Genomic DNA, 13369 nt, shown 5'->3' with positions numbered 1-13369 from the left:
CGGCGTCCGGAGCCGCTGGATATGGTCGTCGGGTGAACCGACTCACCGACGCCACCTCGCCGTACCTCCTCCAGCACGCGGACAACCCGGTCGACTGGTGGCCGTGGTGCGCGGAGGCCTTCGCCGAGGCGAAGCGCCGGGACGTGCCGGTGCTCATCTCGGTCGGCTACGCGGCCTGCCACTGGTGCCACGTGATGGCCCACGAGTCGTTCGAGAACGAGCAGGTCGGCGCCCTGATGAACGACGACTTCGTCTCGATCAAGGTGGACCGGGAGGAACGCCCGGACGTCGACGCGGTCTACATGACGGCGACGCAGGCGATGACCGGGCAGGGCGGCTGGCCGATGACCGTCTTCGCCACCCCGGACGGCACGCCGTTCTTCTGCGGGACGTACTTCCCCCGGGCGAACTTCGTCCGGCTGCTGGAGTCGGTCGCCGCCGCCTGGCGCGACCAGCGGGAGGCGGTGCTGAAGCAGGGCGCCGCGGTGGTCGAGGCGATCGGCGGCGCCCAGGCCGTCGGCGGCCCCACCGCCCCGCTCACCGTCGAGCTGCTCGACGCCGCCGCCGACCAGCTCGCCGAGGAGTACGACGAGCGCAACGGCGGCTTCGGTGGCGCGCCGAAGTTCCCGCCGCACATGAACCTGCTCTTCCTGCTCCGCCACCACCAGCGCACCGGCTCGGCGCGCAGCCTGGAGATCGTCCGGCACACCTGCGAGGCGATGGCCCGCGGCGGCATCTACGACCAGCTGGCCGCCGGCTTCGCCCGGTACTCGGTGGACGGGCACTGGACGGTGCCGCACTTCGAGAAGATGCTCTACGACAACGCCCTGCTGCTGCGGGTCTACACCCAGCTGTGGCGGCTCACCGGCGACCGGCTGGCCCGGCGGGTGGCCCGGGACGTCGCCCGGTTCCTCGCCGACGAGCTGCACCGGCCGCAGGACGGCTTCGCCTCGGCGCTGGACGCCGACACCGAGGGCGTCGAGGGGCTCACCTACTCGTGGACCCCGGCCCAGCTGGTCGAGGCGCTGGGCGAGGAGGACGGCCGCTGGGCCGCCGACCTGTTCGAGGTCACCGAGTCCGGCACCTTTGAGCACGGCACCAGCGTGCTCAGGTTGGCCCGGGACGTCGACGACGCCCACGCCGCGGTGCGGGCCCGCTGGCAGGAGATCGTCGGACGGCTGCTGGTGGCCCGGGACACCCGCCCCCAGCCGGCCCGCGACGACAAGGTGGTGGCCGCCTGGAACGGCCTGGCGATCACCGCCCTCGCCGAGTTCCTCCAGGTCGCCGCGCTCTACGAGGACCCGGAGGCGGAGGACGCCAACCTGATGGACGGCGTGACCATCGTCGCCGACGGGGCGATGCGGGACACCGCCGAGCACCTGGCCCGGGTGCACCTGGTCGACGGGCGGTTGCGCCGGGCCTCCCGGCACGGGCAGGTCGGCGAGCCGGCCGGTGTGCTGGAGGACTACGGCTGCGTGGCCGAGGCGTTCTGCGCCCTGCACCAGCTCACCGGCGAGGGCCGCTGGTTGGAGCTGGCCGGGCAGCTGCTGGAGACGGCGCTGGCCCGGTTCGCCGCCCCGGACGGCGGCTTCTACGACACCGCCGACGACGCCGAGCGGCTGGTGGCCCGCCCCGCCGACCCGACCGACAACGCCACCCCGTCCGGTCGCTCGGCGATCGTGGCGGCGCTGGTGGCGTACGCGGCGCTGACCGGGGAGACCCGCTACCGGGAGGCGGCCGAGCGGGCGCTGTCCACCGTCGCTCCGCTGGTCGGGCGGCACGCCCGGTTCACCGGGTACGCGGCGACCGTCGGCGAGGCGCTGCTCTCCGGCCCGTACGAGATCGCGGTGGTCACCGACGCCCCGGCCGACGACCCGCTGGTCGCCGCGGCCCGCCGGTACGCCCCGCCCGGCGCGGTCGTGGTGGCGGGCGCCCCGGACCAGCCCGGCGTGCCGCTGCTGGCCGACCGGCCGCTGGTCGACGGGCGACCCACCGCGTACGTCTGCCGGGGGTTCGTCTGCCAGCGGCCGGTGACCTCGGTCGAGGACCTGGTCGCCCAGCTCTCCTGACCCGCGACGCGGCCGTCCCGACCCGCGGACCTCGCGGCCGGGGCGGCAGGCGGCCCGGATAGGCTGACGGCGCTATGGACTCCCGTACCGGTCTACCCGTCGTCGGCATGGTGGGCGGCGGCCAGTTGGCCCGGATGACCCACCAGGCCGCCATCGCCCTCGGCCAGTCACTGCACGTGCTGGCGGTCGCCCCCGACGACGGCGCGGCGCTGGTCGCCGCGGACGTCCAGTACGGCGACCACACCGACCTCACCGCCCTGCGCACCTTCGCCAAGGGCTGCGACGTGGTCACCTTCGACCACGAGCACGTTCCCACCGGGCACATCCGCGCCCTGGAGGCGGAGGGCGTGAAGCTCTTCCCACCGGCTGACGCGCTGCTGCACGCCCAGGACAAGCGGGTCATGCGCGAACGCCTCGGCGAGCTGGGCGCCCCGAACCCGGCCTGGCGGCCGGTGGCCGAGCCGGCCGACCTGGTCGCCTTCGGCGACGAGCGGGGCTGGCCGGTGGTGCTCAAGGCGGCCCGGGGCGGCTATGACGGCCGGGGCGTCTGGATGGTGGACGACGCGACGCAGGCCGCCGAGCTGGCCGCGACGCTGATCGCCGGGGGCACCCCGCTGATCGTCGAGGAGCGGGTGGCGCTGCGCCGCGAGCTGGCCGTGCAGGTCGCCCGTTCGCCGTTCGGCCAGGTCGCCGCGTACCCGGTGGTGGAGACGGTGCAGCGCGACGGCATCTGCGTGGAGGTCCTGGCGCCCGCGCCCGGCCTGCCCGAGGAGCTGGCCGTGGCCGCGCAGCAGCTCGCCATCGACCTGGCCACCGCGCTCGGCGTGGTCGGCCTGCTCGCCGTCGAGCTCTTCGAGACGCCGGCCGGGCTGGTCGTCAACGAGCTGGCCATGCGCCCGCACAACTCCGGGCACTGGACCATCGAGGGGGCGCGTACCTCCCAGTTCGAGCAGCACCTGCGGGCGGTGCTCGACTACCCGATGGGGGACACCTCGCTCACCGCCCCGGTGGTGGTGATGGCGAACGTCCTCGGCGGCGAGCCGGGCGGGATCTCCATCGACGAGCGGCTGCACCACCTGTTCGCCGCCGAGCCGGGCGCCAAGGTCCACCTGTACGGCAAGCAGGTCCGCCCCGGGCGGAAGATCGGGCACGTCACGGTGCTCGGCGACGACCTGGACGACGTACGCGCCCGGGCGGCCCGCGCCGCCCGCTGGCTTCAGGAGGGGCACGAGTGAACGACCTCGCTGGCACGGACGAGGGACGGTCCGGTGCGCCCGCCGTCGGCCTGATCATGGGCAGCGACTCGGACTGGCCGACCATGCGCGCCGCGGCCGCCGCGCTGGACGAGTTCGGCGTCTCCTACGAGGTCCAGGTGATCTCCGCGCACCGGACTCCGGTCAAGATGATCGAATACGGTCGCGCCGCCGCCGGTCGTGGCCTGAAGGTGATCATCGCGGGGGCCGGCGGGGCCGCCGCGCTCCCCGGCATGGTCGCCTCGGTGACCCCGCTGCCGGTGATCGGCGTTCCGGTGCCGCTGAAGCACCTGGACGGCATGGACTCCCTGCTCTCCATCGTGCAGATGCCGGCCGGCGTGCCGGTCGCCACGGTCTCCATCGGCAACGCCCGCAACGCCGGCCTGCTCGCGGTCCGCATGCTCGGTGTGGCCGACCCGGAGCTGCTGGACCGGATGGCGGCGTACCAGGCGGACCTGGAGGAACTGGTCGCCGAGAAGGACGCCGCGCTGCGCGCCTCGCTGACCTGACCGGCTGGCCGCCCGCCGCCCGCCGCCTGCCGCGGCGATGGCATCCCCGCCTGCGGCTGTGACGGATGATCCCGCCCGGCGAGTACACCAGCACTCAGCGTGAGGAGCTTTGGCCGGCGGGTTCTGATCACGGAGCGTTGTCGGCCGCTCTCGTGCTGCGCATGTCCGGCCCTCCCTTTGCTCTGCTGCCACCCGCGCAACACCGCGCTGAGCTGCCGCTTCTGCCGTCGGCGGGGATGCCGTCGGGCCCACCCGTCGCAGCTGTCGGTGATCGTTGCGTGGGCGGCAGCAGAGCAAAGGCGCGGAGAAGTTGGGGCAGACTCCTCCACTGAGACACTCAGAGTGACCAGAGTGGTCGTGCGGGTGGGCGGCGACGGCCACCCAGTGCGGACAAGCCAGGGCGGCGGTGGGTGGGTCAGCGGACGGGGATGGGTCAGCGCATGCCGCGCAGTGCGGTCTGGAGTCGTTCCTGGGCCCGGCGGCGCCGTTCGTTGCTCGCCCCGAGCACCAGCAGCAGCAACCCGACGGGGATCATCACCAGCCACGGGCCGAGGCTGAACAAGGCGTGCACCGCGGCGATCGCGGTGACCGTGGCGCCGACGATCACCGGGGCCTGCTGCCGGCTGGTGGAGCCGAAGATCAGCACGGCCACCGCGCCGAGCAGCAGCAGCACCTGCCGCAGCATGCTCGAGTCGGTGGCCAGCACGATGGCCAGGGTCGGCACGAACGCGGTGACCAGCGCCGGCCCGTACGCCACCCAGCTGCTCAGGTCGGGGCGGTGCCGCAGTTCCAGGATCCCGACCAGCAGGGCGAGCGCCGCGAACGGCAGCGTGTACGCCTCGGGCAGCGCCACGTCGGCGACCCGCATGAGGATCCACCAGGCGCCGATCTCGCAGGCCACCACCGACCAGAACAGGATCCGCCGTTCCGCCGGCCGCCGGTCGGGCCGGGTGGCCGCCACGCCGAGCACCGCGCCCCAGGCGGCCAGCAGTGCGGCGACGTGCCGGGGCGAGTCGAAGGCGAGCGCCAGGGCGATGAGCGCCGCGGCGTAGCCGCTCCACTCGACGGTGGCCGCCTCCCGCTGCGCCTCGGGGCGGCGCAACCGGGGCAGGGTCGCCGCGAACACCTGGAGGGCGGCGCCCACCGCCAGCACCCCGAACGCCGACCAGACCGCCGCCAGGCCGGCCACCAGGCCGAGGGTGAGCACGAAGAGCTGGGCCATCAGCGAGGCGAAGAGCCAGCCCAGGATCCGGGCCCGCTGGGTGGTGCCGAAGAGCGCGGCGACCGTGCCCACTCCCACCGCGCCGCCGAGGGTGAACAGGGTCAGCTCCCGGGTGGCGAGGCTGCCGGCCAGCCCGGCGCCACCGGCGGCCAGCCCGATCACGAAGACCAGCACCCGGGCCAGTCGCAGCGAGCGGGCCGGCTCGACCAGCGGGGGCGGCAGGGTCAGCGCCAGCCCCAGCATGGCGAGGGTGAACACGGCCAGCCCGGCCAGGGCGCTCTCCGGCCAGCCGTGGCCCAGCGCGATCGGGGTGATCAGCATGGTCACCGCCGCGCCGGGCAGCACCACGGGGACCGCCCGGGACCGCCGGCCCCCGCTGAACCCGGTGGCCGCCAGCGCGGCGGTGATCGTCAGCAGCAGCGCGGTCAGCACGTGCACGGCACCGACCGCCCCGGCCGGCGGGGTGAGCAGCTCCGGCGGTGGCCCCTGCCAGACCCGGGTGAGGCAGCGATAGGGCTCGACCAGCGCGACCACCAGGGCCGGGGCGATCGAGGCCAACGCCAGCAGGGTCGGCGCCACTGCCGCGGCGAGCGCACCGGCGGCCGGGCTGACCCGCCATCGCCGGGCGCTGCCGTCGTCGGGCAGCCGGCGCAGGGCGCCGTCCCAGAGCACCGACCAGCGGCGCACCGGGTGGGCCGAGCCCGCGGGCGGTTCGGTGGCACCTCGGATCAGCTCGGCGAGCACCCCGAGCAGGGCCGCGGCCGCGGCGTACACGCCGGCGGGCAGGCCGGTGAAGATGGCGGCGACCGCGCTGATCGTGGTGCCGCCGACCACCCCGACGCTGGCGTACGGCAGGTACTGCGGGACCCGGCGGCGGGCCGCCGCCACGGCGGCCAGGGCGAGGCTGGACGCGGCGAGGGCCGCGGTCAGCACCACCTCGGCCGGCCGGCCGAACTCGGCCGCCAGGGCCGAAACGGCGCCCGGGAAGGCGAGGACCGCGGCAGTGGTGGCCGCCCCGCCGACCTGCACCAGGTGCGGGGGCATCCCCTCGGACTCGACGTCCTCGACCAGCGGGACGGCCGAGGAGCGGGCCAGCGCCGCCACCACCGCGCCGATCAGCGCGATGCTGCCCAGGGCCAGGGCGGTGGTCCACGGCCGGACCAGGCCGGTGCCCGCCGCGTGCAGGGCGACCGCGCCGGCCACCACGGCCCGGGACAGCCCGGCTCGGGGGTCGCCCGAGGCGGCCGCGGCGACGCCGAACGCGGTGGCCACCGCGGCGCCGACCAGCACCGGCGACCACCAGGGCAGGTCGAACGCGGCCGGCGCGCCGATGGTGGCGAGCACGGCGGCCACCCCGGCGACGTCGTACCGCCACGGGGACGGCAGCAGGATGCCGGCGGTGACGGCCAGCAGCGCCAACGCCACCGGGGCCTGCCAGGTGGCGCCCCCGGTCGGCGCGGCCGGCCAGCCGGACAGGTCGCCGGCCCAGATCGGCCCGGGAGTGGCCAGCACGCCGAGGCCACCGCGCAGCGCGGACCAGCCTGCGATCAGGCCGATCAGCACGCCGCCGACCACGATGCCGACGACCGGACCGCGCCGCCACTCCTCCGGCAGCGCCCGGGCGGCGACGCCCACCAGCAGGACCAGCGCGGCGGCGACCGCCAACTGCCCGCCGGGGGTGAGCACGGCCGCGACCCGGACCAGGGTGGCGATCAGGGCGGTGGTGGCCGCGGCGGCCGCCAGGTCGGCGCCGTCCAGCACCAGGTCGGAGCGGCGGCCGGCGTCGATCGACGGGGCGAAGACGAGCAGCACCGCCGCGATCAGCACCAGGACGCCCACCCAGGCGTCGGCGACCGTGGCCCCCGGGGCGCCGAACGCCGCCGCGGTGACGGCGAGCGCGCCCAGCGCGGTGCCCACCGTCAACGGGGGACTGACGTGCCGCTGGGACACCTGGACCAGCGCGGCGTACCCGAGGGTGGCGCAGGCGGCGAGGAAGCCGGCCGCGAGGATCGGGACGGTCACCTCCCGCAGGCTGGCCGGGGTTGGCGTCGGGTCGACCGGCGCGGTGGCGGCCACGAACGCGGCCACGGCGCCCGGCAGGGCGAACGCCGCCCCGCCGGCCGCCCAGCCGGACAGGGTGTCCGCCCCGACCGGGGCGATCCGGACTCGGGGGGCGAGCGCCACCAGGATCCCGGCGACGAAGAGGACCAGCAGCACGGCGCAGGTCAGCGCCGGCCGGGCCAGGCCGGCCCCGGCGCCGATCAGCCCCACCCCGGCGGCGGCCAGGGCGTGCGCCCGCGCGGACCGGGTGGTCGGGGCGGAGAGGCCGGCCAGGCCGATGCCGACCGCGGCCAGCACCATCGGCCACGGGGCGGCCGCCCAGCCGAGGCCGAACGACGCCGGCACGGCGAGCGCGGTCAGCGCGGCGCCGACCACCGCGAACTCGCGCCGGACCTCCGGTGGCAGGGCGAGCACCGCGGCGACGGTGAGCAGGAAGGCGCTGGCGGCGAGCTGCCAGGCGGCCGGCCCGACCGCCGAGGCCAGCTCCGCCGGGTAGCGGTCCAGGTCCGCCGCCCAGGGAGGCAGCGCGGCGCGTACCGGGGCGAGGCCGGCGCGCAGCGCGCCGCCGGCGACCACCAGACCGGCGACCGTCAACGCGGCGGCCGAGGCCAGCTGGGGACCCCGCCGGGCCGCCGCGGGCAGCGCCCGCACGGCCAGGCCGACCAGGGTGATGACGGCGGCGATCAGGACCAGGGCGCGCCCGGGCAGGGCCACCGAGGCGACCCGGCCCAGGGCGCCGATCACGGCGAGCGTGACGATGCCGGCCCCGACGTCGGGCAGCGGCGGCCGGCCGACGGTGACCGTCCCGGCCAGCGCCACCGCCGCGGCCAGCAGCAGGACCACGGCGGCGCCGACGGCGACCGGCACGGTGGTCGCCCGCAGCAGCGCGGTGACCGCGTACGCCAACGCCACCGCCACCGCGGCGCCGTGCAGCAGCAGGGTCAGCTCGCGCAGCCAGGGCACCGGTCGGGCCGGCTGCGCCGACGAGGGTGTGGCCGACTGCGGGGAGAGGACCTCGCCGGCCTCCTCCGGGGCGCCCTCCGGGCGGCCGGCGCCGTCGCGCTGCCGGGGGGTGGTCGGGGGGTCGGCGGTCGGGGCGGGCTCGGTGGGCAGGTCCCGCCGGACCGGCCGCTCCGTCATCAGCCCGCTGCGCGCCAGCGCCAGGTCCAGCACCGCCACCACGGTCAGCACCAGCGCCCAGCCGGCCGGCCCGGTGATCCGCTCGTACGCGAGCAGTGGCAGCACCGGCTGGGCGGCGAGCACGGCGGCGAACCGGGGTGCCCGCAGGCCGGTGGAGAGGGCGTACCCGGTGCCCACCACGGCGGTGACCGCGAAGATCGACCCGGCGAAGACGGCGCCCGAGGCGCCCCCGCCGCCGATCCGGTCGACGGCCCAGAGCGCGTACCCGGCCAGCGGCACCAGCAGCAGGCCGACCGCGGAGATGGTCTCGGCGGTGGAGGTCAGTCCCCGACGGGCCAGCGCCGGTGGGGCGAGCAGGAGCAGCACCGTGGCGACGAGCAGCACCCCGAGCCGGGCCAGCGCGTCCATCGAGCTGGTGGCGACGGCGGCGAAGACCACGGCGGCCACGCCGAGCAGCAGCGCGCCCAGACCGAGGGGGATGTTCTGCACCTCGCGGGAGGAGGCCTCCGGCGGGTGCTCGGGGTTGTCGGCGTCGAGCCAGCGCGCCGCGCCGGGCGGCGGCGGGGGTGGCGGCTCCGGCGGCCCGGGCGGGGTGCCCTGTCGGGGCACCCGGGGTGGCGCCCCGGTGGCGGCGGTCGGCGGTCGCCGGCCGGGCCGGCGGCGCAGCACCCGGCGTGGCCGGGTGGCCTGCTTGAGCCGTTCCTCACCGGCGTGCGCGAGGATGTCCCGCTGGAAGAGGGCGGCCTGCATCTTGGCGGCGATCTGCCGCTGCTCCTTGGCGATCTCGGCGTCGCGCGCCTTCATCTCCGCGATCGAGCGCTCGATCTCCGCCAGGTGCTCGCCCCACTGTGGCTGGTGGGCGCCGCAGTGCGGGCAGGTGGCGGCAGGTTTGATCTGCCGGCCGCACGAGGAGCACTGAAAGGTCTGCACGACACCCCTCCACCCGGCTGGACCGCACTGTGGACTTCCACTGTCGCAGCATGCCCAAAGCCGGCGCGGATTTCGACCGTTGGCACCGCCTCGGTGGCAACAAAAACATCGACGGCCGGCCGCGGGGAGTTCCGCGGCCGGCCGTCACGCCGGTGGAGGGCCTTCGTCAGGGGCGGCCCATGCCCCGGTAGTCCCAGCCGGCCTGGGTCCAGAGGGTGGCGTCGAGGCAGTTGCGACCGTCGACGACCCGGCGGCCGGCGGCCAGCTCGCCGAGGGCGACCGGGTCGGCGTTGCGGAAGTCGGCCCACTCGGTGAGCACGCAGACCAGGTCGGCGCCGGTCACCGCGTCGGCCATGCTGGTCTCGTAGTTCAGCTCCGGCATCGCCCGGCGGGCGTTCTCGGCGCCCTGCGGGTCGTAGACGTGCACGTCGGCGCCGGCCTTGTGCAGCAGCCCGGCCACGGCGAGCGCCGGGGCGTCGCGTACGTCGTCGGTGTTGGGCTTGAAGGTCGCGCCGAGCACGGCGATCCGGGTGCCGGAGAAGTCCGGCCCGGCCGGGCCGGAGCGGCGGCCGAGCAGGTCGGCGGAGAGCTGGAGCACCCGGGTACGCCGGCGCAGGTTGATCAGGTCGACCTCGTGCAGGAAGCGCAGCGCCTCGCCGGCGCCCAGCTCCTGCGCCCGGGCCTGGAAGGCGCGGATGTCCTTGGGCAGGCAGGCGCCGCCGAAGCCGAGGCCGGCCTGGAGGAACCGGTTGCCGATCCGCGGGTCGTACCCGATGGCCCGGGCCAGCTGGGTGACGTCGCCGCCGGCGGCCTCGCAGACCTCGGCCATCGCGTTGATGAAGGAGATCTTGGTGGCGAGGAAGGCGTTCGCGGCGACCTTGACCAGCTCGGCGGTGGCGAAGTCGGTGACCACCAGCGGGACCTCGCGGTCCTCGGTGGCGGCCAGGTCGAAGACGCCCTTGTGGGCGGCGTAGAGCATGCCGTTGGCCCACTCGCTCTTGACGCCGACCACGATCCGGTTGGGCCGCAGCACGTCGTCGACGGCGAAGCCCTCCTGGAGGAACTCGGGGCTCCATGCCACCTCGACGCCCAGGTCGGAGGGGGTGTGCTTGCCGACCAGCTGCTCCACCCACTCGGCGGTGCCGACCGGGACGGTGGACTTGCCGACGATGAGCGACTTGCGGGTCAGGTGCTGGGCCAGGCCGGTCACCGACGCCTCGACGTACGACAGGTCGGCGCCCATGCCGTCGGCCCGCTGCGGGGTGCCGACGCAGATGAAGTGGACGTCGCCGAAGTCGGCGGTCTCGGCGATGTCGGTGCTGAACCGCAGCCGCCCGGCGGCGAGGTTACGCCGCAGCAGCTCGTCCAGGCCCGGCTCGTGGATCGGCACCTCGCCGGAGTTGAGCTTGGCGATCTTGTCGGCGTCGACGTCGAAGCCGAGCACCTCGTAGCCGAGCTCGGCATAGCAGATGGCGTACGTCGCGCCGAGGTAACCGGTGCCGAGGAAGGTCACCCGGGGCCGCGCCGCGCCGGACGGCGGGCTCACTGCGGCGATGGGCGGCACCGGCTGGCTGTTCGGGTACGGGATCGTCACGCCTGTCTTCTCCGCTCGCGCTGGCGGCGCCTCGTCGCGTCGCAATCGGCCCCGGTGTCTGGCTGGACACCGAGGGGGATTCCTGTCCTTTTGAAGATCGCCGCTCGACTTCGACGCCTATCATGCACGAGCCTACGCGGCGGTAAGGGTCACCTGAACGGTGGTCGCTATCCTTCACTCTGCGCGGTCAGCGGTCAGGCGACGCTTCAGACTGCGCATGATAGCGGTGAAGGGGAGGGGCCACATGGCCGCAGAGGAGTCGTTCGACGTCTACCGGTTGCCCGAGGAGCACGATGCGATCCGGGAGGCGGTCCGTGAGGTCTGCGAGGCGAAGGTGGCCCCGAACGCCGCCGAGGCCGACGAGACCGGCGAGTTCCCCAAGGCGTCCTACGACGCCCTGCGGGCCGCGGACTTCCACGCGCCGCACATCCCGGTCGAGTACGGCGGTGCCGGGGCGGATGCCCTGGCCACGGCCATCGTGATCGAGGAGGTGGCGCGGGCCTGCGCCTCCTCCTCGCTGATCCCGGCGGTGAACAAGCTGGGCACCATGCCGCTGATCCTGGCCGGGTCGGAGGAGCTGAAGCGGAAGTACCTGACCCCGGTGGCCTCCGGTGACGCGATGTTCTCGTACTGCCTCTCCGAGCCGGAGGCGGGCAGCGACGCCGTCTCGATGACCACCAGGGCGGTCCGCGACGGCGACCACTGGGTGCTCAACGGCGTGAAGCGGTGGATCACCAACGCCGGCGTGTCGGAGTACTACACCGTCTTCGCTGTGACCGATCCCACAGCCCGGTCGAAGGGCATCTCGGCCTTCGTGGTCGAGAAGTCCGACCCGGGGGTCAGCTTCGGCGCCCCGGAGAAGAAGCTCGGCATCAAGGGCTCGCCGACCCGCGAGGTCTACTTCGACAACGTGCGGATCCCGGCCGACCGGATGATCGGCGCCGAGGGGACCGGCTTCGCCACCGCGATGAAGACCCTGGACCACACCCGGGTCACCATCGCCGCGCAGGCGCTCGGCATCGCCCAGGGCGCGCTGGACTACGCCAAGGGGTACGTCAAGGAGCGCAAGCAGTTCGGCAAGGCGGTCGCCGACTTCCAGGGCATCCAGTTCATGCTCGCCGACATGGGCATGAAGCTGGAGGCGGCGCGGCAGCTGACGTACGCGGCGGCCGGCAAGTCGGAGCGCGGCGACGCCGACCTGACGTACTTCGGCGCGGCGGCGAAGTGCTTCGCCTCGGACGCCGCCATGGAGATCACCACCGACGCGGTGCAGCTGCTCGGCGGCTACGGCTACACCCGTGACTACCCGGTCGAGCGGATGATGCGGGACGCCAAGATCACTCAGATCTACGAGGGCACCAACCAGGTGCAGCGCATCGTCATGGCGCGTCAGCTGCTGAAGGGCTGATCGGGACCTGGCGTGGATCACCCCGGGCCAGGGTGATCCACGCCAGGTGCGGCGTCAGCAGTACAGGTTGCCGCCGGCGGGGACCCCGAGGATCTGGGTGAACCGCTGGTAGGCGTCGACCCGGCTCTGGACCTGGCCCGGGTTGGCGCCGTTGCACTCGAGGCTGCCGTTGATGGTGCGGATGGTCTCGCCGAACCCGGCGCTGTTGACCATCGCGTCGTGGCCGGTCATCCGACCCGCGCCGGTCGAGGTCATCCAGAACCACAGGCCGGTCTTCCACGCCACGGCGCTGTCGTTCTGCACCAGCCAGGGGTTGCCCAGCAGGTTGAGGCCCAGGGCGTCGCCGGCGGCCTTGTAGTTGAAGTTCCACGACAGCTGGAGCGGACCACGCCCGTAGTAGGCGGCCTGTCCGGCCGGGCACCCGTACGGCTGGCCCCAGTCGCAGTAGTTCGGGTAGTTGGCGGTGTTCAGCTCGACGACGTACATCAGGCCGCCGGTCTCGTGGTTGACGTTGGCCAGGAACGCGGCCGCCTCCTGCCGGCGTACGGTGTCGCTGCCGCTCGTGGTGAACTGCGGGTACGCGCTCATCGCCGCCACCAGCCCGCTGTAGCTGTAGAACCCGTTGCGGTTGGGGAACATCTGGTTGAACTGCGTCTCGCTCACCACGAAGCCCCCGGGCGCGGGCGGGGTGCTGCCGCCGGGGACGTTCCACTTCTGGTTGGCGCCGCCGGTGCAGGTCCAGATCTGGGTCACGGTGAGGTCCGCCGACGACGCCCCGGTGAGGTCGAGGCACTTGTTGGCGTGCGGATTCACCAGGTCCCGGCTGCCGGTGTGGACCCACTGCTGCGCGGACGTGCCGTTGCAGTCCCACAACTGGACCTTCGTCCCGTCCGTGGTCCCGGCGCCCGCCACGTCCATGCACTTCCCGGCGGTGCGGATGGTGCCGTCGCCCGGGAGCGTCCACTGCTGGGTGGGGTCGCCGACGCACGAGTACAGGTCGATCGCCGTGCCGTTGGCGGTCCTGCCGCCCGCGGCGCCGATGCACTTGCCGGCCAGCCCGGTGATCGGACCGGTGGCGGCGGCCGAGGCCGGCTGCCCCGTCGCGGTCACCACACCGCACGTCGTGGCCAGGACGGCCAGTGCGGCCCAGGTCCGGAGTCGTGGGCGGCCGTTGGTCGGAGAT

At 74.7% G+C, this 13369-nt stretch carries 7 protein-coding genes; 4 read left to right on the top strand and 3 right to left on the bottom strand.

Annotated elements, in window-relative coordinates; all coding sequences use genetic code 11:
• Window positions 1–32 precede the first annotated feature (32 nt).
• The 3 genes from GA0070564_RS02835 (at window position 33) to purE (ending at window position 3831) form a co-directional block, all read left to right on the top strand.
• Entirely contained in the window at window positions 33–2069 is a 2037-nt protein-coding gene (locus GA0070564_RS02835; protein ID WP_091601987.1) for a thioredoxin domain-containing protein, read from the top strand.
• Window positions 2070–2143: 74 nt separating this feature from the next.
• The gene (locus tag GA0070564_RS02830) at window positions 2144–3304 is read left to right on the top strand and encodes a 5-(carboxyamino)imidazole ribonucleotide synthase (protein ID WP_091601984.1); all 1161 of its coding nucleotides are present in this window, start codon (window positions 2144–2146) and stop codon (window positions 3302–3304) included.
• Between the two features lie 56 nt (window positions 3305–3360).
• Window positions 3361–3831: a 5-(carboxyamino)imidazole ribonucleotide mutase gene (gene purE / locus GA0070564_RS02825; protein ID WP_088973530.1), complete on the top strand. Its 471-nt coding sequence runs from the start codon at window positions 3361–3363 to the stop codon at window positions 3829–3831.
• Between the two features lie 433 nt (window positions 3832–4264).
• On the opposite strand, the gene GA0070564_RS02820 is transcribed toward purE, so the two are convergent.
• Window positions 4265–9184 (bottom strand): SCO7613 C-terminal domain-containing membrane protein, encoded by a 4920-nt coding sequence (locus GA0070564_RS02820; protein ID WP_091601981.1) that lies wholly within the window; start codon window positions 9182–9184, stop codon window positions 4265–4267.
• A 166-nt stretch (window positions 9185–9350) separates the two neighbouring features.
• Window positions 9351–10778: a UDP-glucose dehydrogenase family protein gene (locus GA0070564_RS02815; protein WP_091601978.1), complete on the bottom strand. Its 1428-nt coding sequence runs from the start codon at window positions 10776–10778 to the stop codon at window positions 9351–9353.
• A 244-nt stretch (window positions 10779–11022) separates the two neighbouring features.
• Here GA0070564_RS02815 and GA0070564_RS02810 point away from each other — a divergent pair, with 244 nt between their 5' ends.
• On the top strand, window positions 11023–12186 hold the full coding sequence (locus GA0070564_RS02810; RefSeq protein ID WP_091601975.1) for an acyl-CoA dehydrogenase family protein: 1164 nt from the start codon (window positions 11023–11025) through the stop codon (window positions 12184–12186).
• A 54-nt stretch (window positions 12187–12240) separates the two neighbouring features.
• Here the strand turns inward: GA0070564_RS02810 and GA0070564_RS02805 are convergent, their stop codons facing one another.
• Window positions 12241–13296, bottom strand: a complete 1056-nt coding sequence (locus GA0070564_RS02805) for a chitinase (protein WP_245669792.1) — start codon at window positions 13294–13296, stop codon at window positions 12241–12243.
• Between the last annotated feature and the right edge of the window lie 73 nt (window positions 13297–13369).

It is taken from the genome of Micromonospora mirobrigensis (genome assembly GCF_900091555.1).
GTDB lineage: Bacteria > Actinomycetota > Actinomycetes > Mycobacteriales > Micromonosporaceae > Micromonospora > Micromonospora mirobrigensis.
This window is presented reverse-complemented; position numbering and strand designations above follow the sequence as displayed.